Origin of the sequence: Nocardia terpenica, from assembly GCF_013186535.1 — a bacterium.
Taxonomy (GTDB): Bacteria; Actinomycetota; Actinomycetes; order Mycobacteriales; family Mycobacteriaceae; genus Nocardia; species Nocardia terpenica.
Genome location: NZ_JABMCZ010000005.1, coordinates 1,653,681 through 1,677,608, shown reverse-complemented (window position 1 = coordinate 1,677,608; position 23,928 = coordinate 1,653,681). Strand labels below are relative to the sequence as shown.

Here is a 23,928-nt window from a genome sequence, read left to right as displayed (position 1 = left end):
TGTCGCCCGTCGACATCCGTCCCGGCTGGTAGCCTGCTTGCATCAGCACGTTGAAAGGGGGTAACGGTGGCGGAGAAGGTGAATATCGACTACGGGCAAGCCGAGATCGCTGCCTTCAAAGCGGGTGCGCAGAGTGGGAAGATCACGTTCGATCCTCACGTCGTCGACGAGATGGTCGGGCTCTACGGACATCTCATCGAGAACTTGAACACCGAGCTCCAGCGTATCCAGTTCGTGCTCGGCATCACGGGCTTCGGAGGCTTCCCATCGACGCAGCAACTCGCCGCCGGATTCAACCGCAAAGCGCATGAATACGCGTCCACGTTGACGCAATTCATCGAGGGCGCGGTCAGAATGCAAGAGGCTTTCTTGATCTCGGGCGGAAGGATCACCGAAGCCGAGGCCAAGAACGCGCAAGCAATCCAATTGGCTGGGCAAATCGATGGAACGGAGAAACCTTCATCGTGAGGACTGTGTGGACGATCGTGCTCGCTGGCGTGAGCGTTTTCGCGTTGGCAGCCTGCGGTTCCGGTACTCCGGCACCGGCGACGACGGAAACGTCAGCGACGAGCACGTCGCCGAGTGTCGCCGTTTCAGTTCCGGCGCCACCTGCTCAGCACGACACCGGCCGCCCCGCGGTCACCTTCGATCCCTGCACGGCGATCGGGGATGCCGAGATCCAGAAGCTGGGCTTCGATCCCTCGACCCGCAAGCGGGGGGATCTGGCTGCCGACACCTACACCTTCCTGGGGTGCCATTTCGATCAGAAGGATCCGCAGGGCGGGAATACCAGGTCGCTGGTGATCGAGGCGACCAACCTCACTCTCCAGGACTTTCGTACCCGCCCCACCGAGTCGCTGACCAATACGACAATCGCCGGTCGCGACGCGGTCACCTACCTCCTCGCGGGATCGGCCGTGTCCGGCACCTGCTTCCTGGCCATGGACTCCCCGGTCGGCGTGATCAACCTCCAACTCGGCCTGAATCCGGGGCAGGTTATCGGTAAACCCTGCGATGAAATACGGCCGCTTGCGACAACCGTCCAGCAAGATCTTCCGAAGCAATAGAACAAGGGAACAAGGGGGCGTACTGATGACCGATCCGGGCTCGCAAAATTCGTCCGCTGGGAACGCGTTGTTCAGCGGTGTCGTCGACGCGGTCCGCCAGAAGGCCGTCACCTCACAGGAGAACGTCCACAAGCAAGACCAAGCACTCGGCCGCGCCGACGTCGATGCCCCCTATGTGAACGCTCCGGAACCCCCACCGGAAACCATGACCCACCAGCAGATCTACCAGGCAGCCAAGAGCATCGATAGGTCCGCTCTGTGGGATCTGGTGACCAACTGGGCCAAGACGTCGACCACCATGGCGAGCATCTTCCAGCTGCATCGCATGGGTGTCGATCGCGTGCTTCAGGGCCGTTGGGAAGGGGCAGCCGGGGAAGCCGCGCACGAGGCGGCGATGAAACTTGCTCAGGCTGGCGTGCGTATGGGTGAGGTCGCCGAATCGGTGGGCTTCCGGCTGGATTCGATGCACAACGCCGTGACCGCGTTCGCCGCCGCGGTGCCGCCCCCGCCCGCCCCGAGCGCACCCAGTCCCGACAACCCCGCCGAATCGGTGTTGCCGAACCTGATCAGCGGGGCTAAGGACCGCGCCGATACCGACGCCGCGACCGTTGCTCGCAAGATGGCTATCGACGCGGTCAACCGGATCTATCTGCCGCTGTGCCCGCCCACCGGACAGAACGTCCCCGCCTTCACACCACCGCCCACCGCCGTCGGCGGAAACAGCGACACGGCCGGTGGCGGCGGGACCGGCGCTGCCACAGGTGGTTTCGCTTCCGGCGGGGGAACCGAGGCCGGTGGTGGTTCGGCTTCGGGTGATCCGGCGCAGCCCGATCGCCAGGGTGGGCAACAGGATCAGACGACACCGGCCAGCGCCGACCCTGCGGCTACAGCTCCGGCCAACGCCAGTGCGAACAGTCCGGCCACGCTGCCGGGTGTACCGGCTCCGGGGACATCGGGGCAACCTGGTGTCGCTGCTGCGCCGACCACTCCGGCGGGTGTCAGCTCAACCGGATGGGGTGGGCCAGGTGGTGTAACCGGTAGTGGTGCTGGTGGGTATCCGGGGATCGGCGGCCGGGGAGCATCGGGTTCCGGGGTAAGCGGGCCGGGGGCGTCGCGTCCGGGTGTACCTGGATCGGGAGTCTCAGGCAGCCAAGGACTGACGGGCCCACGAGCCGCAGGAGCGGGGCCAACCGGATCGATGGGACCGATGTCGCCCGGTGCGCTCGGCAAGCGCAAGGACGAGGACACCGATAGGACCAAACCCGTGCCTGACTACCTGAAACAGGTACAGCCGGAATTGGCCGATCTGCCACCCGCAGCAACCGGTGCGATCGGCGGCGATTACGCCACCTGGCAGGCTCCGAACACGACGAGCCCGCAACAGCGAACCTCCCCCGCCACACCCGGCTCCAGCCCCGGCACAGGTTTGCCAGTCAGGTACGACGATCCGACCCCAGACCCGGCGCATCCTCCGCAGGACGCGGGACGCTGAGTGAAGACGCGCACGGTATGGGACTTCACTCCGGACGAATTCGTCTGGGTATGGGGGGAAACGGGGCTGGCCGGTGAGTACCCGTACCCGATCAGCATCATCGAAACCCCTGCCCCACCCGAGGAATACGCGCATCGCCGCGCGGAGATCAGTGCCCGGTACCCGCATCGCGGCGATCCCGATCTCACCTGGCCGCTGCGCGCACTGGCCAAGCCGGACCTGCGGCTGACCTGCACCGGCAAGTTCCACGACTCGCCGAGGCGGGTCCGGGCACTCGCCGCGGCACACGCCGACCTCGGCGTGGTCCTGTTCCAGAAGTCCGGTCCCACACCGGACTTCGGTGGTGATATCAAGCTCGTGGTGACCCAGCGCCAGCATCTCGGCAGGCATCTGGCCGCGACCATGCCGCCCGCGCGCCCCGGCGCGGCCGGGCAGATGATCGGCTACACCCCGCGCGTGCGCGGCCAGCAACCCCCCGCCTCGTGGCGAGCCGGGAACGACGGCCGCCAGCCGGTCGAGGAACGCATCCGGATGCTGCTGCGCGCCCCGCGGGCTGCGGAAGGACACCTGTGCATCGAGCGCTACCTGCACGACCGCAATCCGGCACCGCCGGTCTATCTGAACTGGATCGACATCCGCGACGGGCACCCTGCGGTCGGCCGGTACCTGATCGCAGTCGACGACAACGACACCGTCGTCACCCCGGCCACCGAGGACACCATCGCGTGGGGACTACACCGGCACGCAGAACTCGACCGCCTGTGAAACCCGCTCCGCTACAACGATCTGCCCCTCGTTGACACGGGCGGTCGTCACCGCAGCCAGTCGGGTAGGTCGTCGATCCAGACAGGCTCGGCGGTCGGCTCGTCGCTGACGCGCTGCCACAGCAGCGTGTGTGGCGGGTTCGAGTCGGGATGCAACCGATATCCGGCGCGCTCAGCAGCGGCGATCATCTTGGCCGTCCACTCGGCTACTCGTGGATCGTCGCGATCCGTAGCGTTGTCCGGTGTGCCGTCGTGATCGGATTCCATTGCTTTCCTTCATTTCTGGTAGATGTGGCAGCCCAGGCCGAAGCTGGTGTCTTCTATGCCGTCTGCCGGGTCGTATTCGGGAGCGAGCCGTTCGACCAGTTCGGCCGCATTCTCCCGAGATCCGCGCATGCGGTGAGCCGGGCCCGATCTCGGTAGTTGCCTCGAATCCCACTGCGGCCCAACGATTCGAGAAGGCCGACCGCGTGAAACCAGCTGCGGTATACCGACACTGGCATGGGCGCACAAGACACACACCGTCCAGAACCCGAGACCGATCAATTCGGCGATCACGTCGGCCTCCGGGAGTTCGCGGGTCGGCTCTGCACGCGGTGCCGGATGATCTCGACCACCGCACCGGCGGGTGGCTGGTACTTGGTACCAGCGTTGCTCGCGGAGAGAAGGAACCGACCAAGACGCCGAGAAAGGGAGCGTGTCCGGAGAGGTCGGCGAGACGGAAGACCCGCGGTCATCGGTCGTCTTCGGTGTCGAGGTTGATGGCTTGCTGGAGGCGGATTTCCGGGATGACCCGGCTCAACCAGGTGGCGACAGCGGCGTAGTCGATGGAGGTGGTGACCGTGAGAGGCCGCCCGGTCGGGCTGCGGTGCAGGCGGGCGTCGGGGCCGACGAGGATCGACTCGGTGACGAACTCGGCGACTCGGGCGCCCACCGCGACGGCGACGGCGACGGAGTCGGCTTGCCAGCTGCCGTCGGGGCGGCGGGCGAACCAGCGGTCGCAGTACAGTTCCGCGAGCCGGGCGAACGGGGTGTCGGTGGTGTGGAACCAGTCCGCGAGCGGCGAGTCCGGAGTGACGCGGAGCCCCGGGTGATTGGTGTGGGTCGACAACACCAGTCGGGGCCGGTGCGCCATGCGCAGAGCGACTCCGGCGGCAACCTGGTCGATGTGCAAGTTGTGGCTGGCACGAGGCATTTTTCGGTAGTGGTCGAGCCATCCGCCCTGCAGCACCAAGTCGGTGGTCTCGCTCAGGTGCGGGTGCCGGTAGAGCAGGGCGGCGATGTTGGTGAACGCGCCGAGCCCGATCACCGTGACCGGGGCATGCTCGGCACCGGTGGCGACGATCTCGACGGCGTCGCCGTGCGGGACCGGGGGCAGGGGGTAGTCGGCGAACAGGAAGCGGGTGTCGCTGTCGGCGAGTTCACCGCCCGCGACGACCGGTACCTCGGGGCGGCCGAGCAGATCCAGCACCAGCCTCGCCAGACAGGCGCGCCGCCCGCGGGTCTCGTCGGAGGTGATCACGATCAACCGGCGGATGATGCGCGCGGCCACCCACAACGCGATCAACTCGTCAAGGTCCCAACCTATCTGGCTGTCGAGCACATAGATCCGCGAATCATCAACCCCCGCAACCGGAGTCGGGCTGGAGGGTGCGGGTTCGGTGGTTGGGAGGTCGGCTGGGGTGGGTACGGGTTCAGGGTTCATGACGGTTTCCTTGGATGGTCGTGGGTACGGTGGTGGGGGCGAAACGGGTTGTCGCCGTGGTCATGCCGGGCGGTGGTTCTGGGTCCGGGTGGGTTCGTCGTCGGCGGCGAGGCGGGTGAGGCTGGCCAGCCGGACCAGGCAGTCGTCGGGCGGGTGATTGCGGTGCAGGGCGTGCAACTGCTGCGCGCGGGTACGGGTGAGCGGTCCAAGGAACTCGACCCCGCACAGCACCTCCGCGAACCGACTGTCGGCGGTCACGAACAGGTGCGGGTGCAGGCGGTCACCGGTCACGACGACTCCCGGTGGCCGCCTCGGTGATGGCGTCGGCCAGCGCGGGCACGCCGGGCCGGGTCCGGCCCTGCGGCGGACGTATCCACACCCGGATCGGGTCACCGGGCGTCGGCAATCCGATTACGCCACGCGGGACCACGACCATCACCCCGAACCGCAACAGCCGCATCGCGATTCGCTCCGACTCCCCCAGCGAGGTCGGGCCCTCGGCCAGCAGCATCCACACCGTCGAATGAATCGACACCACCGGCACCGGTGCCAGTCCCTCGGCCGCGAGCACCCGCACCGCCAGCGAGCGCGGCATCATCAACCCCGACACCGGACCCGCACTCACATACAAACCACCATCCCCGCAGAAAGCATTCAACCCGAATTCACGCCGATAAACATCGCGCCGCTCGATAACCTCGTGAATCGAGACCGAATACCGGGTTTCGGGCACAGCTGTAGTAACCATCGAATTCTCCTCAATCTGCGATAAGGTGAAATAAAATCGGTTGATCGGAATTTCTCGCGGCCGGTGAATGCGGCAGCGATCAGAATCAAGAGGCCGGGGCCTCGGTGTGCAGGGCGGGGTCGACGCATTCGCGGATCAGGGCCAGCAGCAGTTGGAGCGACGGAATCACCCCGCCCGGTGCGGGGGCGTTGATCCAGGACTCCTCGGTCTCCAAGGCGGTCAGCGTCCGGGGTAGCAGGACCCGGGTGCCGTGCGGGAGCACCGCCACGGCATGGGCGGCCAACAGCCCTGCGATCGTGGCGCTGATCCGGCCTGGTCCGGGCACGACCAAGGCCACATGGTTACCCCACAGCCGCTCGCGGAACACCGGGATCTCGGCGGCGAGCAGGCCACACACCGCGCGGCTCAGCGCCCCCGGCATCATGACCGCCCCGACCGAGGAGTCGGCCGTCAGCGTCGGCAGCCCGCCATGGACAGCGACGGGAGCCAGCCCGCATTCGCGGTACCACCGGCACAGCTGCTCCCCGGCGTCCGTATCGGTATCCGGGTCGACGTCAATGGACATCGGACACCTCCACGACGTGGGCGTGGCCTCGGCTGGCGATGTAGTCGAGCACGCAGATACGAGCCACCCCTATCCCGGACAGGTGCCCGGTGAAGGTCAGCACCAGGTGCGCCTCGGCACGAGCGCACTCGGCAACCAGACGCACCAACTCCGGCGGCAGCTGGCAACTCTGCGGGGAGGACTCGTGAAAAACGCCAGCCAGCTCGTGCTGGTACTCCGCCGAAGCGATACGCGCCAGCATGGCGTCACACGCCTCGACCGCATCCTCGGCGACCAAATCCGTGCGCAGGTAGCCGTAACACAACGGCGGCAACCTCACTACGCGACCGGCGACGGTCACGGGGCAGCATGTGCTCGGTGGGTTCGGATCGCGATTTCGATGAAGATCGAACATGACCTGCTCCTTGCCTGGAATATTCGGTGCGCATAGGCGCGCAGAGACCTCGACAGCGACCGCTCCGGCACCGGATAGCCGCCGATCGCATACTCAAATGTCTCGATCACCTCCCCCCGTGGAGCCACCGCCCGCAAGGCCGTGGCGATCACCGCCCCACCCCGATCCGGACAGCCGACGTAAATTTCGGGATGGCAGAGGTGGTGGAAGTTTCCGTTCCCAGCAGATCTCCGGCTGCAGGGTCCATAGATCGGCATCGCCACGGATGGTCCCCATCCAGCCGTGCACATGCCACAGCGCAGGAACCACGACCGCCGAAATGCGTGTCGGTGCTAACGACGCGAACAACCGCGGAAACTCGGCCTCTGAGACCACGACGTGCACGCCGACCAGCTCAGTGTCACGGTCGTCGACCCATTCCACGATCCGACCGATAAGCATCTCCACCGGCAGCGATCGGCACATATCGGCTCGGATGACGCCCAAGACTCGCCCGGTCACGACGACGCACCCCTGGCTGCCTCGAATCCAGGCTCCGGTCCGGGGCGTCGGTCACCTGCTGGTGACAGTCGGGCGCGGCCTGATCCAGCGCACGGTGCCAATGGCTCGATCGCATGCATCGCCATCACCGACCCTTCGAAGGCCCAGAAGTCAGGAGCGTCTGCAGCCTGCCTTGTTTCACATTCGGTCACATTGCGTCGCTCTGTGTAATTTTGTCACAGTGCATAGAAACGTGCAATGAATTGTGCGTAGGCTGGTGGACGGCGCTTCCGGCGGGCAACTGACCGATCGCCCATCGGTGGACTACATGTAGGCGTCGAACCGCCGATCGGGCGTCTCGTGACAGAATGAGACGAGTGACGGTCAGTCACTGTGCAGCCATGGAGGTGTGACGGTGTCGCATGGATCGGCTTCGGCCAGCGAGCGGATCTCGCCCTACAGTCGTCGACTGCATCTTGGAGAGGAGCTACGCCGCCTCCGTCAAGAGGCGGAGCCGAAGGAACTCTCGATTCAGCAGGTCGCGAGTGCGGTCGGCATGGACCGAACCTTGCTCACCCGAATCGAGAATGGTCAACGCCGGGTCGCTGCTGACGTCAGCATGAAGATCGCCGAGCACCTCGGCGTGGAGCAATACTCCCCTTGCTGGCAGAAGTTCTACCAGCTTGCCCGTGATGCTGCGCAGTCCGGCTGGTGGGAAAGCAAAGCATTCAAGGGCTTGTCACCTCGGCAAGCTCTGCCTGCCGATCTCGAAGCGGGCGCGAGCCGTATCCGGTGGTACGAGTTCGCCTTGATGCCGGGACTTCTCCAGTCGCCCGCATACCTTCGGGCCCGTCACAACACAGCCGTGACCAGTGACCGTGCGCTGGACTCGCCCGTGAACATCCGTGCCCGCGAACGTCGTCAGCAAGAGGTCTTCGTTCCGGGTGGTCCAACGATCGAGATCGTCGTCGAAGAGACGGTCATTCGGCGGATTGTTGTTCCGAGACCGGCGATGCTCGAACAACTGGAGCATCTGCTCGACCTTCTTGACACCAACACTCAGATCGACTTCCGCGTCTTGCCGGTCGGCGGCGAGCTACTGGGCCTACGGGCACCCCGATCGCCTGTTTCGATTTACGACTTCGCTGCCGACGATCCCCCGATGGCGCTCGCGGAGTCTCTGACCGAGGATGTACTCGTACGGAACCATGTCGACGTTGCCGATCATGATCGGCTCTTCCGCGGACTACAGGAGATCGCACTATCGCAGGATGAGAGCCGGGAATTGGTCGTCCAAGTCATCGATTTTGTTTCAAAAAATCAATAACGTGAGGAATGAGAACGTGCCCAGGTATCGACCAGACACTGGCTACACCAAGTCATCCTTCAGCGAAGGTGGTGGCAACTGCGTCGAGGTGAAGTTCGCCAACGAGTGTGTGCTCATCCGAGACAGCAAGTACACCGGGCCCGCTGACGAACAACCAACGCTGCCGATCCCCGCTGCATCGTGGCCCCTATTCCTAGATCTGATCCTCAGCGGCGAGTCCGGAACGCTCGACAGCGGCGTTACGATCGTCGTGCATCCGGATCGTAGAGCGACCATTACCGCGGCAGATGTGACGTTGGACTACACCCCCGATGAGTGGGATGCCTTTACGAAAGGCGTTGCTGACGGACAATTTGCCCATACCTGATCAAGTTCTACAGCCGCGTTGTGGGTCTCAGAAATCGTGGGCGGAATCTCGGAATGTTTAGCGGTGGCGTGACGGACCCGCTACGGTCCTGAGACTCCACTCTCTGCGCCGACCAGTTCGTGAAGATCTTCGCCAGCTGCGTTCCGGGGCAGGAGGATTCGAGTTGGCGAGTGCGGCGGATGGTGGCCTGCATGCCCTCTCTCCGAGCAGGAGAACCATCCGGACAGTCAGCGCAGCATCGCGCGCAGGTAGCGGCGGCGGTAGAAGCGTTGGGCGATAAGCAGTATCGGGAACACTGTTCGCCACAGGCCGGTCGGCGCGGGCCGCGTGAGCGACCGTAGCGTGAGTCGGACTGTGCCGTCCGGCTCCCGGTGCACGATGAACGCCTCCTCACCCGAGACCGGATGTCCGGGAAGCGTGCCGTAGGCGAATCCGCACCGGTCGGGCAGGTCGACGACTTGCACCACCCGCACCGGCTCGTACACCGTCGCCGGTCCCCAGCCGACCGCGATCCGGTATTCCGCTCCCTCGGCCACCCGGTCCGTGGCGCCTCTGCACGGCATCACCCGGAAACCGCTTCGGCGCTTGATATCCCACCGCAGCACGCCATCGGCGACGGTCTCCCAGAAATCTGTTCCGTATCCGATCACCGCAGTCCGCTCGAACCGCCGGAAACCCGGTACCTGCTCATGCCATCGCGGATCTTCGGGTCGTGTCGCTCCTGCCGGGCCATAGGTGAGCGCGATGGTCATCGTGACCTCGTCGTCGTACGAGAGAAGTGCGCTGCCACGCGGTTACGATAGGCGCGTCCGCAGTCGCAGCGCGTCCGCCGCTCCGACACCATCGGATACCCTGAGCGGTGTCGGCCCGGGGCGGGCTTCTGAACATCCGATCACCGATCGAGCTGTTCGCGAGCATTGACCGCCTTTCGCCCCGAGGGCACGATGCCCGGTCGGTCGAACCCGGCTCGCAGTATGCCCCTGGGTAGGAGTGGCTCCGGCCCCACACAACCGCCTGGCCACTTCTATCCGAAAGTGGTGGTTGTCACATTCGCTTCCGTTCCATCAGCGACGCGTGCCATCGTCAAGCATATTTGCCAAATGTTAGCCGACGGGGGATTCGTTGTCGCGATGAGAACCACCAGAACTTTAGCTTCCGTTGCGCCTGTCCTGACCGGGGTGGCATTGGCCGCTGCGGTAGCGGCCGGTCCGGCTGCCGCCGATGCGGTTGCTGACAAGGTGCGCATGGTGACCACCGAGAGTGGCTGGAGCCTGACGGTGACCAAGACGGCCGAGAGTATCGACCGGGCCCCGTCGCTGGATGCCGATCCGTTCACGCACGAGGGATTCGTGTCGCTGAAGGCCGTCGCTCAGATCGGCGGTAAGGGTGGCGGGCAGGTGACCGGTGCGACTGTGTCCTACGGGTATCAGATCGGCTGTCAGGCCGATGTCAGCTCGGGATTGACGATGGGCCTTGGGTTTTCGATCGGCCCGAATGCTTCGGTGAACATCTCGTATCCGCCGAGTGTGAGCATCGGCGGGAGCGCGTCGGTGTCGCCGAACATCTCGACCACCGTCAAACCGGGCGGGATCACCACGGTGACCTTCGGCAGCAAACCGCTGCAGGGGCTGAAAGGCGCGGTCGCGGCCGATCAGGTCGAGATCAAGGTGTCCGCGTGTGCGGGCCCGGTCTCGCTGCGGTCGTTCGCCACCGCCACCATCACCACCCCGGCCGAGGACCACTCCACCACCGCCTACGGCGACCCACTGTGGCTGTGACTGCCCCGTTGCTCGGTCTTCGAAAGCCTTGTCTACCAACCGAATCCGAGGAAGGTGCGCTGATGAATAGTGGGTGTGTCCGCACGAGACGATCGGCGGGTCGCCGGGGTCGGCTGGTAGCTGCTGGTGCCGTCGTGGTGTCGATGGCGGTCGGTGTCGCTACTGGGGCTGGCGCGGTGCACGTCGCTCCTGCTGCTGCGCAAGGCTACATTCCGTGTGCCCAGTGGCAGCAGATGCATCCGGGCTGGCCGTGTATCGATACCCCGCCGCTGCCGAGCACCCCGCCCGGGCCGCCGACTACGCCATCGCCGCTCCCGACCCCGGCCATGCCCAGCCAACCCCAGAACGACACCGGCAACGGCACCAACGCCGGAGCCCTGACACCACCTCCGGTCGTCCCGGGCAACGGCCCGCCCCTCATCCCGGCCCCGGGCGACACCTCACCCGCGCTACCTGGCAACGCCCCTCCGGCACCATCGAATACGCCACCGCGCCAGCAGGTCCCTCAACCGGCACCGGACGGGCCGACAGTGTCCCCCGGAACTCTGGCCGCACCCGGAACGGCCGCGCCTGCCCAGCCTCCTGCCGGACCACAGCAGGTCCCGGCAAGCCTGCCTGGGCTCGGGCTTCCGCTTCGGTACGCGAGCTGGTGGTCACCGGGTTGTCTCACCTGGCACAACCCCGACGGAAGCTGTGCCGGGCACAACTGGGTGCCGTCCCGGGAAACGCTGATCAAGATGGCCGAGTACGCCACCGACGCAGCGCTGGCGGCGTCGGTGATCGCGACGTTCGGAGCCGACACGCCGGAGGCGCTGGCGGCAGGCGTTGCCGCTCGCGCGGCCGCGGACGAAGCGCTGGATGCGGCGGTTGCCGACGGCGCGAGCGAGGAAGCGGCGCAGCAGGCCGCCGATGCGGCCGCGAAGAAGGCAGCCGAGGAAGCCGCTGCCCGCGCGGAAGCCCAGGAGTTCGACCAGGCGGCTGCCCGATGCGCCAATAGCTTCACCGGCGACACACCGGTCCTGCTGGCCGACGGCTCCGTCAAGGCGATCGACGACGTTGCCAAGGGCGACAGGGTCGCCGCGGCGGACCCTGCCGGTGGTGAAGCCGCCGCAGAACCTGTGCAGGCCGTCATCGTTCATGGCGGCCCGCACCGGATGATCGTGGCAGCACTGTCCGATGGCAGTGTGCTGCGCGCTACCGCCGATCACCCGGTATGGGTCGCCTCGGTCGGTATGTTCGTTCCGCTCGCCGATGTCGGTGTCGGCGCACACCTCACCACCGCGGACGGGTCACAGCTGTCGGTGGTGGCGTTGTCTCCCTACACCGAGGTGGTCGACGCCTACAACCTCCAGATCGCCCGACTGCATACCTACTTCGCCGGGACCGGCCATGTGCTGGTACACAATTCATGTTCCGAACTGCCGTCCAACGCACGATCGACCTCGAGTTTCGACGAAATCGCCAACCGTCTCTCGCGCTATCACGGCATCGACCGCAATACCGCCAGCGACCGGCTGCACGCCATCAAGGCCGCTCACGGCCGTGGCGGCGCGGACAACGTGCTGTTCGACATGTCAGGCAACGTTTACGATCCCGCCACACGTGAATGGCTGGGATCGCTGACCCAGGGGTAGGTACCGTACCGATGACCACAGACCGGAAAGCGCTGTACGCGGTGCTGCGAATCGATCGGCTCAACGCCGAGGACACCCTGGACCACGTCCTCGCCAACCCCGGCGTGTACATCACCGTCAAGGCCGTCTACGACACCATGGAACAGGCCCGCGCAGAGGTGGAACGACTCAACCAACTACCGGTCCCGCAATCGGGAGCAGCACTCTACTTCTGGCAGACCACCCGCTACATCCCGCCAGACCAGCCAAGCCACGGCGGCGACACCGGCTCCGGACAGGACCGGCCATCGCGGTAACGGAGGTTTCCATGCGACGAAAACACCCTGCCCAGCCACCGCACACCACCGCACCCGCAGACCGGACACGCTGGTCGGCCGCGACGGCCGGACTGGTCTCAGCCGCTGTCTTCACCCTGACCGTCGGCTGCTCAGGACCCGCGTCACACACACCGCCGGAGGCCGATGCCATCTCCAGCACAGTGCAGGCATACCTCGACGCCTTCAACGACGGCCGCGTCGACGCCTTGAAAGACCTCTCATGCGGCGAATTCGCGACAGCATTCACCAACACCACCACCGACGACATCCGCCGCCAATCCGAGCAAGCACGCAACGCACGCGGCCGAGGAACCGCCATCGACTTCCGCAATACCCGAATCGGCCACAACACCGCAACGACAACGGCCACAATCACCTACCAACACGCCGCCAACGACCCGGACCACAAAGGCCGAACCACGGTCTTCGATCTGGAGAAAAACGCCGACAAGTGGCAGGTCTGCTCGTACTCCGCCAACTGACCGCACGCCCCGAGAAGCAGCCGCACCGAAACACACCAACCGATAGCGGGCTTCGGTGAGCGTTGGCCTGCACGGCGATACCGGCAGATCGCCGCATCCACCTCAAACACACACAGCTCACCGGCCCAGAACCGGACCGTCGCCTACTCGACGTGCGCGGGGTGCGGGCCGCACTCGACAAAGTTGCAAGCGCGATGTCCGGTGTTGGCCATTCTCGAGGAGTCCTTCCGGTGAAAGCACCTTGCTCACCGAAAGGAATTCACCATGCTCAAGCAGGAAAACGCCGTCACCCCGGCAGACTCTGCCGATGGGGTGACGCGCATCAACCGGCGTGACGACTTGCTGACCACCGTCGAAGTCGCAGAAGAGTACAAGTTCAATGTCGGCACTCTCCGGTACTGGCGGCACCGCGGCTACGGTCCGGCGTCTTTCGCCCGGGGCCGCAAGGTGGTCTACCGCCGCTGCGAAGTCGAAGCCTGGATCGCCGAGCAAGAACAGCTCACCCGGCGCGGCGGCACCACCGCCGCATGAATACCTTCTCGAATAACCAATATATTTCTAGAAATACCCGATAGAATCGGTGGTCGTGAAGCGACCCGACAAGCGGGATTGGTCCCGCGCCGACTTCGCGACCATGAACGCCGACCAGCGCAAGGAGGTGGCCCAGCAGATCACGGCCGAACGGAAAGCCCGCAACATCACCCAGGAGGATTTGGCACGGCTGGCCGATGTCCCAGCGAAAACCATCAGCAATCTCGAGACCGGGCGGACCCCGCACGCGGGGACGCTGCGCAAACTGGTCGACGCGCTCAGTGGCAGCCCACGTGGCAAGCCGACCGATGACAGCGCACTGCAGATGTTCACCGATGTCACCGCACCGATGTATCTGCGACTGTCCGAACACGGCAGAGCGCAAGCCTTGCGCGACATCGTGCTTCTGCTCGGCGCGGCACTGGATCGCGAACGAACAGACAGGCAGAAGGCGCAAGCGACCGAACGCCCTTGACGAAAAGAGCTGGCCCCCGCCGGTTTACCCCGCTGTTGGCGCAGCGGGCGACGGAGGCCAACGCCCCCACCACGACCAAAGGAGTAGGAGGCATGGTCCAGAATAGACGTGGTCGCCCCGAGTTGGATCCGGGTGATGTCCCGGAACCGAATCTGAAACCACATCCGACGAAACCAGGCGTATGGGAGGCATCGGGACGGCCCCGCGACTGGAACGGCAACTACCAGCGCATCTACCGGTCCTCGCCGCCGGAGACCGACAGCCGAGGCCGCGCCAAGCCCGACCGCTGCGGCGAACGCGCCCGCCGCGCCTACTTCGACGCCGCCCACGAGTGGATCGACTCGTCGGTCACCCTGGCCAGCAAACTGACCAAACGGTCCACCGTCGCGGAAGTGTGGGCCGCGTACAAGGACGATCTCCGCAAACGTGGACGGCTCGAAGAGACGATCAACAACTACGAGCCGATGATGCGCGACACCATCATCCCCCAATACGGACGCCGCGAGATCGGCCTCACCAACACCGCTGTCATCGAAGACATGCTCGACTACGTAGCCCGTGAGCGTGGTGGCAGCGCCCCGCGCATCCTGAAAGAGAACATCCTGTCCGGAATGTTCCGGTTCGCGATCCGGGTCGGCGCGCTCCCTCCGGGCAACCCGGTCCGGGAAGCGTTGCTACCCAAGCCCGGGAACTTCCAGCGTCGACGCGGTGGTTCCGCGTTCGTGGACTCCGCGACGGTCGAGCGCATCCTGATCGACGTGTACACCTCCGATGCCCCATGCCCCACACTCGACAAGCGAAAAGGCAAGGGAGCGTGGAAACACCGAGTGCCCACGGTCGCGGAGTACTGCCAGACCTACGATCTCGCCGACTGGGTGGTGTTCGTCGCCGCCACCGGCTGGCGGCTCGGCCAAACACTCGGTGTCTGCGAATCCGACATCGACTTCAAGACCGGGATCGTCACCCCGCGCGGCGCGGTCCGTACCCGCGACGGCTCGGCACAGGTGTGGATCGACTACACCAGCGACGACGCCGAAGACATCCACCAAGGCAAGTTCGCGAGCAAGCCCGTCCAGCTGCCACGCGCGGTGCTGAACGTGCTGGCTGCACGTGTGCAGCGGTCGCAAGCGGTGCGGCAGGCTATCCGCAAGCGCCGGTTGAAGGCGGGTTTGCCGCCGCGGCCCAAGGATGCGGACTGGCCCGAGGATCTGCTGTTCTTCGATCTCGACGACGGTGGACCCCGCAACCTCAAGAGCATGCTTCATCGCTGGCGGCGGCTCGCCGCCGCCCTCGGGCTCCCCGCAGGGGTCACACCACACAGCTTGCGCAAGTACATCGGCACCGAAGGCATCACCGCCGGACTCGACGCCACCAAGGTCGCCGACCAACTAGGAAACACCTCACGCGTGCTACGCAAGGCGTATGTGCGCCGCTACCAGCCCCACGCCGACGTGACCGCACTCATCGGCGACAAGATCGGCCCCGCACTCGACGAAGTAGCCCGCCGCCGCTCCTGCTAGACCACCGCCCGGCGGGACGTTGCCTATATTCTTGACGACTAGATGGCAAACGACCGCAGGTCACGCAGTACCGTTGATGCCGTGACCTGCGGCCCACCCTTTAGTCAGCACATAGGTAACTCGTCGGGTACGCCCAAAACCCAATCACCCACTCACGCAGGACCTGTGATCAACTTTCGCGGCACCCGACTGGTATGGCCTAAAAGCTCGGAGAGGCGGGGCTGTATCGTCTGCGGGCGTGACGACAGCCTCCGAACCCGTCAGCACCGGAACCATCCGCCTAGCCAGCGTCGGCCGGCGAATCGCCGAAGAGCTGAGCGTGCGCGACGAACAGGTTCGCGCCGCCGTCGAGCTCCTCGACGGCGGATCGACCGTTCCGTTCATCGCCCGCTACCGCAAGGAGGTCACCGGCGGACTCGACGACGCGCAGCTGCGGCAGCTGGAGGAGCGGCTGCACTACCTGCGCGAACTGGACGAGCGCCGGACGTCGATCCTCGAATCCATTCGCGGCCAGGGCAAATTGGACGCCGCCCTGGAGCAGCAGATCATGCTGGCCGAGACCAAGGCCCGCCTCGAGGACATCTACCTGCCGTACAAGCCGAAGCGCCGCACCAAGGCGCAGATCGCCCGTGAGGCCGGTCATGAACCGGTCGCCGACGCCCTGCTGACCGACCCCACCACCGATCCCGCCCAGTACAGCGCCGAGCAGCTCGACGGCGCCCGCGCCATCCTGGTCGAACGCTTCGCCGAGGACGCCGACCTGGTCGGCGAGCTGCGCGAGCTCATGTGGAACCGCGGCCGAATCAGCTCGAAGGTGCGCTCCGGCAAGGAGGAGCCGGGCGCCAAGTTCGCCGACTACTTCGAGTTCAGCGAGCCGTTCACCAAGCTGCCCTCGCACCGCATCTTGGCGCTGCTGCGCGGCGAGAAAGAAGACGTGCTCACGCTGCACCTCGAGCCCGATACCGAAGAGCCCGAGGCGGGCGAGCGCACCATCTACGAGGGCCGCATCGCGCTGAAGTTCGGCATCGCCGATCAGGGCCGCCCCGCCGACTCCTGGCTGCTGGACACCGTGCGCTGGGCTTGGCGCACCAAGCTGCAGGTCAGTCTCGGCATCGACATCCGCATGCGGCTGCGCCAGTCCGCCGAGAAGGACGCGGTCGACGTGTTCGCCACCAACCTGCGCGATCTGCTGCTGGCCGCGCCCGCCGGGAGCCGCACCACCATGGGCCTGGACCCGGGTTACCGCACCGGCGTCAAGGTGGCCGTCGTCGACGCCACCGGCAAGGTCGTCGCCACCGAGACCATCTACCCGCACAAGCCGCAGGGCCAGACCGAGAAGTCGCTGGCGGTGCTGGGCGCGCTCGTCGCCCGGTTCGGGGTCGAGCTCATCGCGATCGGCAACGGCACCGCCTCGCGGGAGACCGATGCCCTTGCCGTGGAACTGATCTCGCGCATCCCGGAGAACAAGCCCACCAAGATCGTGGTCTCCGAGGCGGGCGCGTCGGTGTACTCGGCCTCGGCCTACGCCTCCCAGGAGCTTCCGGAGCTGGACGTGTCGCTGCGCGGCGCGGTCTCCATCGCCCGCCGCCTGCAGGACCCGCTGGCCGAGCTGGTGAAGATCGAGCCCAAGTCGATCGGCGTGGGCCAGTACCAGCACGACGTGTCGGAGACGCTGCTGGCCCGCTCGCTGGGCGCGGTTGTCGAGGACGCGGTGAACGCGGTCGGCGTCGACGTCAACACCGCCTCGGTGCCGCTGCTGTCCCGGGTCTCGGGCGTGTCCTCGTCGGTGGCGGAAAGCATTGTGGCGCACCGGGACCAGAACGGCCCGTTCCGCAGCCGCGCCGCGCTGCGCGACGTGCCGCGGCTGGGCCCCAAGGCGTTCGAACAGTGCGCGGGCTTCCTGCGCATCCGCGGCGGCGACGACCCGCTCGACAGCTCCGCCGTGCACCCCGAGGCGTACCCGGTGGTGCGTCGCATCCTGGACGGCACCGGCCGCGGCGTCGCCGAGCTGATCGGCAACACCACCGTGCTGCGCGCGCTGCGCCCGGCCGAGTTCACCGACGAGCGCTTCGGCGTGCCCACCGTCACCGACATCATCGCCGAGCTGGAGAAGCCGGGCCGCGACCCGCGCCCGGAGTTCAAGACCGCCGAATTCGCCGCGGGCATCGAGAAGGTCGCCGACCTGGAGCCCGGCATGGTGCTCGAGGGGGTGGTCACCAATGTGGCCGCGTTCGGCGCGTTCGTCGACATCGGCGTGCATCAGGACGGCCTGGTGCACGTGTCGGCCATGTCGCACAACTTCGTTCGCGATCCGCGCGAGGTGGTGAAGTCCGGCGACGTGGTGCGGGTCAAGGTGCTCGAGGTCGACGTGGCCCGCCAGCGCATCGGGCTCAGCCTGCGCCTGGACGACGAGCCCGGGGCCGGTAAGCCGGAGCGCGGCGAGGGCCGCGGCGGCGGCCGCCAGTCCGGTCAGGGCCGGGGTGGCCAGCAGCGCGGCGGCCAGCAGCAGCGCGGCGGCGACCGGCGCGGCCAGGGGCAGGGTCAGGGCCAGGGTCGAAATGCGCAGCGCCGCAACGCACCCGAGCCCAGCGGCGCGATGGCCGATGCGCTGCGGCGCGCGGGGTTCGGTCGCTGATCGGCAGCGCTGGGACACCCCGCGGACAGTGACGTGTCGGGCGGGGTGCACCCGGGTGTTCAGCTGACTGCTGCACAATGTGGTGGTTCGGTCAGTTGCCCACGCCCGAACGCGGAGACGACGGGATGTCTGGTTTGCGACGGTGGCTCGACGAGTCCGTGATCGATCACGGGCGGGTGCCGCTGCTGTGCTTCCTGCTCGGATTCATCGTCGGCTTCCTGCTGATCCGCCTCAGCGTGCGGCTGATTCGCAAGCAGGTGCGCTGGTGGCCGGGTAATCTGCGCGCCGGCAATGTGCACATCCACCACATGGTGTTCGGCGTGGTGCTGGTGCTGCTGTCCGGCATCGGACTGGTCACCCTCTACGACGCGGGGGTGCCGACGGTGGCCACGCTCGCCTCGGTGTTCGGCCTCGGCGCGTCGCTGGTGCTGGACGAATTCGCGCTCATCTACTACCTGCGCGACGTGTACTGGGAGGAGCAGGGCCGCACCTCGGTGGACGCGGTGTTCGTCGCGCTCGCCGTGACCGGGTTGCTGCTGCTGGGCTTCCATCCGCTGTGGCTGCTGGATATCAACGACATTCGCCACGACGGCCGGGCCGGGCACATCTTCCTGATCATCTTCGCGGTGGTGAATCTGATGCTCGCCGCGATCGTCATCGCCAAGGGCAAGATCTGGACCGGCCTGTTCGGCATGTTCTTCCTGCCGCTGCTGGTCGTCGGCGCGTTGCGGCTGAGCCGGCCGGGAGCGCCGTGGGCGCGCTGGCGCTACGCGGGCCGCAAGACGCTCATGCGCCGCGCGGTCGTGCGCGAACGCCGCTACCGCAGGCCGGTGATCCGGGCCAAGATCTTCGTGCAGGACCTGATCGCGGGCAAACCCGATGTCGCGCACATCCGCCGGGCCACCGAGGAGGAACTGGCCCGGACCGTGCTCCCGGCGCCGCCCGCCCCGCACCGCGGCGAGCACGAGCCGCTGCCCGGCGGGCCGGACGGCGGGCTCGATCCGGTGCATCATGGCGACGGCGTCCGGCGCTGATCCCGACCCCGATTTCGCCCCACCCGCTCCGATCTGGCACAATGCTCGGGTTGCCCTGGGCGAGTTCGGCCCAGCGCACCGCCCAATATCCGGAGCACGAACCGGCCGAGCGCCCGACGGCGCCGCCAGGTTCCTCTGTTCGCGCGAACTCCAAAAGGACGGAAATGAACACCCTCGACTTCGTCGACGAAAAGTCGTTGCGCACCGATGTCCCCGACTTCCGGCCGGGTGACACCATCAACGTGCACGTGAAGGTTATCGAAGGCAACAAGGAGCGTCTCCAGGTCTTCAAGGGCGCCGTCATCCGGCGTCAGGGTGGCGGCATCCGCGAGACCTTCACGGTCCGCAAGGTGTCCTTCGGTGTCGGCGTCGAGCGCACCTTCCCGGTGCACAGCCCGAACATCGACCACATCGATGTCGTGACCCGCGGCGATGTCCGCCGGGCCAAGCTGTACTACCTGCGCGATCTGCGCGGCAAGGCCGCCAAGATCAAGGAAAAGCGCTGACCCGTCGCGTCTGCGCAGCATCGAACCCCCGGTCCTTGGGCCGGGGGTTCGCTTGTCCGACGCTCAGGCGGCGACAAGCCCGCGACGGCGGTGCTCGGCTACTCTGTTCCGCGTGGCAGACGAAAGCGACTCGGTGACCGCGCCAGGGGCCGACGATGAACGCGCGAGCGGATCCCGGCGAAGCCAGCGGCGGCGGCGCGGGAAGAACACCAAGGGCCGCCCGTTCTGGCAAGAGGTGCCGATCCTGATCGTGATCGCGGCGGTGATCGCGGCGCTGGTGGTGAATTTCATCGGGCGCCCGTACGTGATCCCGTCCGAGTCGATGGAACCCACCCTGCACGGCTGCACCGGCTGCACCGGCGACCGGATCTACGTGGAGAAGCTGAGCTACGACTTCGGCGATCCCAAGCCGGGCGACGTCGTCGTGTTCGTCGGCCCGTCCGACTCCTGGAACAAGACGTATCACTCGAACCGGTCGAGCAATGTCGTCGTCCGGGGCGTCCAGAACTTCTTCTCGTTCTTCGGGCTCGTGCCGCCGGACGAGAACGACCTCGTCAAGCGCGTCATCGCGGTCGGCGGGCAGACGGTGCAGTGCTGCGACGTCCAGGGCCGGGTCATGGTCGACGGCAAGCCGCTCGACGAACCGTATGCCCGGTACATCGCCCCGTACGTTCCGGGAGTGGCCTTCAGCAACTTCAATCCGCTGGGACGCGAGTTCGGCCCGGTCAAGGTGCCCGAGGGGAATCTGTGGGTGATGGGCGACAACCGGAACCGATCCGCCGACTCGCGCGCCCACATGGACGACAGGTATCAGGGCACGGTCCCGGTCTCCGACGTGCGCGGCAAGGCGGTGTTCAAGATCTGGCCGCCGAACCGGATCGGACCGGTCCGAGCGCAGAATCCCCAGTAACCGACGCTGTCGTCGTGCCCCGGCGCATCGAACGCCGGGGGCCGGGGCATAATCGAACGGTGGGTGCAGTGGGGCGCAACCAGCAGCGCGTCGCCCGGAAGGGCAAGGGCGAGAAGAAGATTCGACCCGTCATCCGGAGTGCGGACTGGCCGCCGCGGGTGGTGATGCGCAAGGCCGCGGGCCTGCGCACGCTCGAGGCGGCACTGATCCGCAGCGGGCTGGGACCGGTCGCGGGCGTGGACGAGGCGGGGCGCGGGTGCTGCGCCGGGCCGCTCGTAGTGGCCGCGTGCCTGCTCGCGCCCAAGGCGTACGACTCGCTGGCCGGGCTCAACGACTCCAAGAAGCTCACCGAACCCGTTCGCGAGCAGCTGTTCCCGATCATCAAGCGCCGCGCCCTGGCCTGGAAGGTCGTGGTGATCCCCGCCTGGGAGATCGACTCCATCGGCATTCACGTGGCCAATATCGAGGGCATGCGGCGCGCGATCGCCGGGCTGGAGGCCGAGCCCGGCTACGTGCTGACCGACGGCTTCCGGGTGCCGGGCATACCGGTGCCGTCGTTGCCGGTGATCGGCGGCGATGCGACGGCGGCCTGTATCGCGGCGGCCAGCATCCTGGCCAAGGTCACCCGCGACCGCATGATGGTCGACCTGGACAAGCGAATGCCCGGTTACGGTTTCGCCGCGCACAAGGGCTACAACACCGCCGAGCACATCGCCGCGCTGGAGCGGCTCGGCCCCACCAGTGAGCATCGCCGGAGCTGGCGTAACGTGCGCGACACCGGCGCGATCGACGTTGTGACCGATGAGCCCGACCTGCCCGATTCGAGGCGAGTGGCTACCGATACCGCGCATGCGAGATGATGTCAGCACACGCATTGCGGCGAGAAGGAGGACGTTCCACCAGATGAGTGCCGAGGACCTCGAGAAATACGAAACCGAGATGGAGCTCTCGCTGTATCGCGAGTACAAGGACATCGTCGGTCAGTTCTCGTACGTGGTGGAGACCGAGCGCCGCTTCTACCTCGCCAATTCCGTCGAGCTGCGCCCGCAGAACGCCGACGGCGAGGTGTATTTCGAGGTGCGCATGTCGGATGCCTGGGTATGGGATATGTATCGCCCGGCGCGCTTCGTCAAGCACGTCCGGGTCATCACCTTCAAGGACGTGAACATCGAGGAGCTGGAGAAGACGGACCTGCGCCTGCCCGAGTAGCGGTATCCACAGCCGGGCGGCTATCCACAGGCTTTCTGTTTCCCCAGGTCGCCCGGCCCGAGGCCGGAGCCGTCTCGGTCACGCTGGGCGAGTGGCAGACAAACTGGCGCTCGGCGCACACGGGGAAGAGCTGGCCGCGCGGTTCCTGCGCGATGCCGGGATGGAGATCATCGAACGGAACTGGCGCTGCCGCTACGGCGAGCTGGATCTGATCGTCCGCGACGCGGCCGTGACCGCGTTCGTCGAGGTGAAGACGCGGTCCGGCCTGGGTTTCGGCACCCCGGCCGAGGCGGTGACCTTCGTCAAACAGCAGCGTATCCGCCGCCTGGCGCTGCTGTGGCTCAACGAGCAGGCCGGGCCGTGGCGCAACATCCGCTTCGACGTGGTGTCGGTGCTGGTGCCGCGCGACGGCGGTGAGCCGGTCATCACCCATCTCGCGGCGGTGTTCTGATGGCGCTCGGCCGGGCCCACTCGGTCGCGGTGACGGGTGTGGACGGGCAGCTCGTCGAGATCGAGGCCGATATCGGCCAGGGCCTGCCGTCGGTGCACCTGGTCGGCCTGCCCGACACCACCCTGCAGGAATCGCGGGACCGCGTCCGGGCCGCCGTCACGAATTCGGGGGAGAAGTGGCCCGACGGCCGGGTGATCCTCGCGCTGTCCCCGGCGACGCTGCCCAAGGTCGGCAGCGTGTACGACCTGGCCTTGGCCGCGGCCGTACTCGACGCGGGCGACTCGGTTCCGTCCTCGCGGCTGGTGGGCACGGTCCTGCTCGGCGAGCTGGCGCTGGACGGCCGGGTGCGGCGGGTGCGCGGAATCCTGCCCGCGGTGCTCGCGGCGCGCGGCGCGGGCCGGTCGGTCGCGGTGGTTCCGGAGTCCGCGCTGGCGGAAGCCGGTCTGGTGGACGGCATTACGATCCTCGGCGTGCCGACGCTGCGCGCGCTGGTCGACTGGCTGCGCGGCGACGCCGAATTGCGCGGTCCCGCCGGGGAACTGCCGCTCACCGAACGCACCTGCGGCGACCTCACCGAGGTGGTGGGCCAGGACGAGGCGCGCTGGGCGCTGGAGGTGGCGGCCGCGGGCGGGCACCATCTGCTGCTGACGGGTCCGCCCGGCATCGGCAAAACCATGCTCGCGCAGCGGCTTCCGGGGCTGCTGCCCGCCCTGACGGAGTCGGAGTCGCTGGAGGTCACGGCAATCCATTCGGTGGCGGGCACGCTGCCGGGCGACCATCCGCTCATCACCATGCCGCCGTTCGTCGCCCCCCATCATTCGTCGTCGGTGAGCTCGATGGTCGGCGGCGGCTCGGGGTCGGCGCGACCGGGCGCGGTGAGCTGCGCCCATCGCGGGGTCTTGTTCCTGGACGAGTGCGCCGAGATTCACGCGAAGGTCCTGGAGGCGCTGCGAACTCCCTTGGAGGAGGGTGAGGTCCGCATCGCCCGCCGCGACGGCGTGGCCCGCTTTCCGGCGCGGTTCCAGCTGATCCTGGCCGCGAACCCGTGCCCGTGCGCCCCGGCCCGCGATGTGGACTGCATCTGCGCCCCGCTGGCCCGCCGCCGCTATCTGGGCAAACTATCCGGCCCCCTGATGGACCGCATCGATATCTGGGTCCAAATGCACGGCCAGGCCGCCGGTGCCTTCGCCACCTCCGAGGCCGAGAGCAGCGAGGTGGTACGTGCCCGGGTAGCGGTGGCCCGCCAGGCCGCGGCCCACCGCTGGCACGACTACGGCTGGACCACCAACGCCGAGGTCCCCGGACACGTCCTCCGCCAACGCTTCCGCCTCCCCCGCGAGTCCCTGGCCCCGGTAGAAAACGCCCTCCGCCAGGGCCGCATGTCCGCCCGCGGCGCCGACCGCGCCATCCGAGTCGCCTGGACCGTCTGCGACCTCCGCGGCGGCGAAGTCCCCACCGCCCAAGACGTCATGCAGGCCCTGAACTTCCGCCAGCGGGGTGCGCTGTGAGGCGAGTTTGTACAGGTCCGGCGTTCCGT

General features: G+C 66.9%; 28 protein-coding genes. 21 read left to right on the top strand and 7 right to left on the bottom strand.

The window, feature by feature from the left end; genetic code table 11:
- Positions 1 to 66 precede the first annotated feature (66 nt).
- Genes HPY32_RS43575 through HPY32_RS43560 form a run of 4 tightly spaced genes read left to right on the top strand, consistent with a single transcriptional unit; the run spans position 67 to position 3,324 of the window.
- Positions 67 to 468, top strand: a complete 402-nt coding sequence (locus HPY32_RS43575; protein WP_171983319.1) for a hypothetical protein — start codon at positions 67 to 69, stop codon at positions 466 to 468.
- A gap of 5 nt (positions 469 to 473) precedes the next feature.
- Positions 474 to 1,067, top strand: coding sequence for a DUF3558 domain-containing protein (locus HPY32_RS43570; RefSeq protein WP_067585876.1), 594 nt, complete (start codon positions 474 to 476; stop codon positions 1,065 to 1,067).
- Between the two features lie 25 nt (positions 1,068 to 1,092).
- Positions 1,093 to 2,559, top strand: coding sequence for a hypothetical protein (locus HPY32_RS43565; RefSeq protein WP_156674357.1), 1,467 nt, complete (start codon positions 1,093 to 1,095; stop codon positions 2,557 to 2,559).
- A complete protein-coding gene (locus HPY32_RS43560; protein ID WP_067585882.1) occupies positions 2,560 to 3,324 on the top strand; it encodes an ESX secretion-associated protein EspG in 765 nt (254 codons plus the stop codon).
- Between the two features lie 47 nt (positions 3,325 to 3,371).
- Here HPY32_RS43560 and HPY32_RS43555 read toward each other — a convergent pair whose 3' ends face one another.
- The 6 genes from HPY32_RS43555 to HPY32_RS43530 form a co-directional block, all read right to left on the bottom strand.
- Positions 3,372 to 3,590: a hypothetical protein gene (locus tag HPY32_RS43555; RefSeq protein ID WP_067585884.1), complete on the bottom strand. Its 219-nt coding sequence runs from the start codon at positions 3,588 to 3,590 to the stop codon at positions 3,372 to 3,374.
- Between the two features lie 466 nt (positions 3,591 to 4,056).
- Complete coding sequence (locus HPY32_RS43550; RefSeq protein ID WP_082871206.1) at positions 4,057 to 5,028, bottom strand: nucleoside hydrolase; 972 nt, start codon at positions 5,026 to 5,028, stop codon at positions 4,057 to 4,059.
- A gap of 60 nt (positions 5,029 to 5,088) precedes the next feature.
- A complete protein-coding gene (locus HPY32_RS43545; RefSeq protein ID WP_067585890.1) occupies positions 5,089 to 5,319 on the bottom strand; it encodes a hypothetical protein in 231 nt (76 codons plus the stop codon).
- A complete protein-coding gene (locus HPY32_RS43540; RefSeq protein ID WP_156674358.1) occupies positions 5,309 to 5,653 on the bottom strand; it encodes a hypothetical protein in 345 nt (114 codons plus the stop codon). Before HPY32_RS43540 ends, HPY32_RS43545 begins: the two co-directional genes overlap by 11 nt.
- Positions 5,654 to 5,861: 208 nt before the next feature.
- The gene (locus HPY32_RS43535) at positions 5,862 to 6,341 is read right to left on the bottom strand and encodes a hypothetical protein (RefSeq protein WP_171983318.1); all 480 of its coding nucleotides are present in this window, start codon (positions 6,339 to 6,341) and stop codon (positions 5,862 to 5,864) included.
- Entirely contained in the window at positions 6,331 to 6,735 is a 405-nt protein-coding gene (locus HPY32_RS43530) for a hypothetical protein (protein ID WP_156674359.1), read from the bottom strand. Before HPY32_RS43530 ends, HPY32_RS43535 begins: the two co-directional genes overlap by 11 nt.
- Positions 6,736 to 7,624: 889 nt before the next feature.
- Here HPY32_RS43530 and HPY32_RS43525 point away from each other — a divergent pair.
- Positions 7,625 to 8,542, top strand: coding sequence for a helix-turn-helix domain-containing protein (locus tag HPY32_RS43525; protein ID WP_231951576.1), 918 nt, complete (start codon positions 7,625 to 7,627; stop codon positions 8,540 to 8,542).
- Position 8,543: 1 nt separating this feature from the next.
- Positions 8,544 to 8,909: a DUF397 domain-containing protein gene (locus tag HPY32_RS43520; protein ID WP_171983317.1), complete on the top strand. Its 366-nt coding sequence runs from the start codon at positions 8,544 to 8,546 to the stop codon at positions 8,907 to 8,909.
- A gap of 227 nt (positions 8,910 to 9,136) precedes the next feature.
- On the opposite strand, the gene HPY32_RS43515 is transcribed toward HPY32_RS43520, so the two are convergent.
- Positions 9,137 to 9,661 carry a DUF1990 domain-containing protein gene (locus HPY32_RS43515; protein ID WP_067585905.1) on the bottom strand — a complete coding sequence of 175 codons (525 nt, stop codon included), beginning with the start codon at positions 9,659 to 9,661 and terminating at the stop codon, positions 9,137 to 9,139.
- A 378-nt stretch (positions 9,662 to 10,039) separates the two neighbouring features.
- Between HPY32_RS43515 and HPY32_RS43510 the strand changes: the two genes are divergently transcribed.
- The 15 genes from HPY32_RS43510 to HPY32_RS43440 all read left to right on the top strand — a co-directional run bounded on the left by HPY32_RS43510 (position 10,040) and on the right by HPY32_RS43440 (position 23,899).
- Positions 10,040 to 10,687 (top strand): MspA family porin, encoded by a 648-nt coding sequence (locus HPY32_RS43510; protein ID WP_171983316.1) that lies wholly within the window; start codon positions 10,040 to 10,042, stop codon positions 10,685 to 10,687.
- Between the two features lie 737 nt (positions 10,688 to 11,424).
- Positions 11,425 to 12,321: a Hint domain-containing protein gene (locus tag HPY32_RS43505; protein WP_171983315.1), complete on the top strand. Its 897-nt coding sequence runs from the start codon at positions 11,425 to 11,427 to the stop codon at positions 12,319 to 12,321.
- 11 nt (positions 12,322 to 12,332) lie between these two features.
- Positions 12,333 to 12,617, top strand: coding sequence for a hypothetical protein (locus HPY32_RS43500; protein ID WP_067585912.1), 285 nt, complete (start codon positions 12,333 to 12,335; stop codon positions 12,615 to 12,617).
- A gap of 11 nt (positions 12,618 to 12,628) precedes the next feature.
- Entirely contained in the window at positions 12,629 to 13,120 is a 492-nt protein-coding gene (locus HPY32_RS43495; protein ID WP_156674361.1) for an Rv0361 family membrane protein, read from the top strand.
- Between the two features lie 264 nt (positions 13,121 to 13,384).
- Complete coding sequence (locus HPY32_RS43490; protein WP_082871209.1) at positions 13,385 to 13,651, top strand: helix-turn-helix transcriptional regulator; 267 nt, start codon at positions 13,385 to 13,387, stop codon at positions 13,649 to 13,651.
- 103 nt (positions 13,652 to 13,754) lie between these two features.
- The gene (locus tag HPY32_RS43485) at positions 13,755 to 14,126 is read left to right on the top strand and encodes a helix-turn-helix domain-containing protein (RefSeq protein WP_156673912.1); all 372 of its coding nucleotides are present in this window, start codon (positions 13,755 to 13,757) and stop codon (positions 14,124 to 14,126) included.
- A 92-nt stretch (positions 14,127 to 14,218) separates the two neighbouring features.
- Positions 14,219 to 15,646 carry a site-specific integrase gene (locus HPY32_RS43480; protein WP_171983314.1) on the top strand — a complete coding sequence of 476 codons (1,428 nt, stop codon included), beginning with the start codon at positions 14,219 to 14,221 and terminating at the stop codon, positions 15,644 to 15,646.
- Between the two features lie 238 nt (positions 15,647 to 15,884).
- Positions 15,885 to 18,281 (top strand): Tex family protein, encoded by a 2,397-nt coding sequence (locus HPY32_RS43475; RefSeq protein WP_231951577.1) that lies wholly within the window; start codon positions 15,885 to 15,887, stop codon positions 18,279 to 18,281.
- Positions 18,282 to 18,415: 134 nt separating this feature from the next.
- A complete protein-coding gene (locus HPY32_RS43470; RefSeq protein WP_067595472.1) occupies positions 18,416 to 19,315 on the top strand; it encodes a hypothetical protein in 900 nt (299 codons plus the stop codon).
- Between the two features lie 164 nt (positions 19,316 to 19,479).
- Positions 19,480 to 19,821 carry a 50S ribosomal protein L19 gene (rplS, locus tag HPY32_RS43465; RefSeq protein WP_067585917.1) on the top strand — a complete coding sequence of 114 codons (342 nt, stop codon included), beginning with the start codon at positions 19,480 to 19,482 and terminating at the stop codon, positions 19,819 to 19,821.
- Between the two features lie 112 nt (positions 19,822 to 19,933).
- Positions 19,934 to 20,731 (top strand): signal peptidase I, encoded by a 798-nt coding sequence (lepB, locus tag HPY32_RS43460; protein WP_067585920.1) that lies wholly within the window; start codon positions 19,934 to 19,936, stop codon positions 20,729 to 20,731.
- A 131-nt stretch (positions 20,732 to 20,862) separates the two neighbouring features.
- A complete protein-coding gene (locus tag HPY32_RS43455) occupies positions 20,863 to 21,591 on the top strand; it encodes a ribonuclease HII (protein WP_269456528.1) in 729 nt (242 codons plus the stop codon).
- A 43-nt stretch (positions 21,592 to 21,634) separates the two neighbouring features.
- A complete protein-coding gene (locus HPY32_RS43450; protein WP_019929973.1) occupies positions 21,635 to 21,940 on the top strand; it encodes a DUF2469 domain-containing protein in 306 nt (101 codons plus the stop codon).
- 91 nt (positions 21,941 to 22,031) lie between these two features.
- Positions 22,032 to 22,391: a YraN family protein gene (locus HPY32_RS43445; protein WP_067585923.1), complete on the top strand. Its 360-nt coding sequence runs from the start codon at positions 22,032 to 22,034 to the stop codon at positions 22,389 to 22,391.
- Complete coding sequence (locus HPY32_RS43440; protein WP_067585926.1) at positions 22,391 to 23,899, top strand: YifB family Mg chelatase-like AAA ATPase; 1,509 nt, start codon at positions 22,391 to 22,393, stop codon at positions 23,897 to 23,899. The genes HPY32_RS43445 and HPY32_RS43440 overlap by 1 nt, the downstream gene beginning before the upstream one ends.
- Positions 23,900 to 23,928: the final 29 nt, after the last annotated feature.

Bases quoted from the DNA above. Each gene is read 5' to 3' on its own strand.
- HPY32_RS43510 (WP_171983316.1), top strand. From the start codon at position 10,040: ATGAGAACCACCAGAACTTTAGCTTCCGTTGCGCCTGTCCTGACCGGG.
- HPY32_RS43565 (WP_156674357.1), top strand. From the start codon at position 1,093: ATGACCGATCCGGGCTCGCAAAATTCGTCCGCTGGGAACGCGTTGTTC.
- HPY32_RS43500 (WP_067585912.1), top strand. From the start codon at position 12,333: ATGACCACAGACCGGAAAGCGCTGTACGCGGTGCTGCGAATCGATCGG.
- HPY32_RS43480 (WP_171983314.1), top strand. From the start codon at position 14,219: ATGGTCCAGAATAGACGTGGTCGCCCCGAGTTGGATCCGGGTGATGTC.
- HPY32_RS43515 (WP_067585905.1), bottom strand. From the start codon at position 9,661: ATGACCATCGCGCTCACCTATGGCCCGGCAGGAGCGACACGACCCGAA.
- HPY32_RS43490 (WP_082871209.1), top strand. From the start codon at position 13,385: ATGCTCAAGCAGGAAAACGCCGTCACCCCGGCAGACTCTGCCGATGGG.
- HPY32_RS43495 (WP_156674361.1), top strand. From the start codon at position 12,629: ATGCGACGAAAACACCCTGCCCAGCCACCGCACACCACCGCACCCGCA.
- HPY32_RS43555 (WP_067585884.1), bottom strand. From the start codon at position 3,590: ATGGAATCCGATCACGACGGCACACCGGACAACGCTACGGATCGCGAC.
- HPY32_RS43450 (WP_019929973.1), top strand. From the start codon at position 21,635: ATGAGTGCCGAGGACCTCGAGAAATACGAAACCGAGATGGAGCTCTCG.
- HPY32_RS43485 (WP_156673912.1), top strand. From the start codon at position 13,755: ATGAACGCCGACCAGCGCAAGGAGGTGGCCCAGCAGATCACGGCCGAA.
- HPY32_RS43550 (WP_082871206.1), bottom strand. From the start codon at position 5,028: ATGAACCCTGAACCCGTACCCACCCCAGCCGACCTCCCAACCACCGAA.
- HPY32_RS43535 (WP_171983318.1), bottom strand. From the start codon at position 6,341: ATGTCCATTGACGTCGACCCGGATACCGATACGGACGCCGGGGAGCAG.
- HPY32_RS43530 (WP_156674359.1), bottom strand. From the start codon at position 6,735: ATGTTCGATCTTCATCGAAATCGCGATCCGAACCCACCGAGCACATGC.
- HPY32_RS43505 (WP_171983315.1), top strand. From the start codon at position 11,425: ATGGCCGAGTACGCCACCGACGCAGCGCTGGCGGCGTCGGTGATCGCG.
- HPY32_RS43440 (WP_067585926.1), top strand. From the start codon at position 22,391: ATGGCGCTCGGCCGGGCCCACTCGGTCGCGGTGACGGGTGTGGACGGG.
- rplS (WP_067585917.1), top strand. From the start codon at position 19,480: ATGAACACCCTCGACTTCGTCGACGAAAAGTCGTTGCGCACCGATGTC.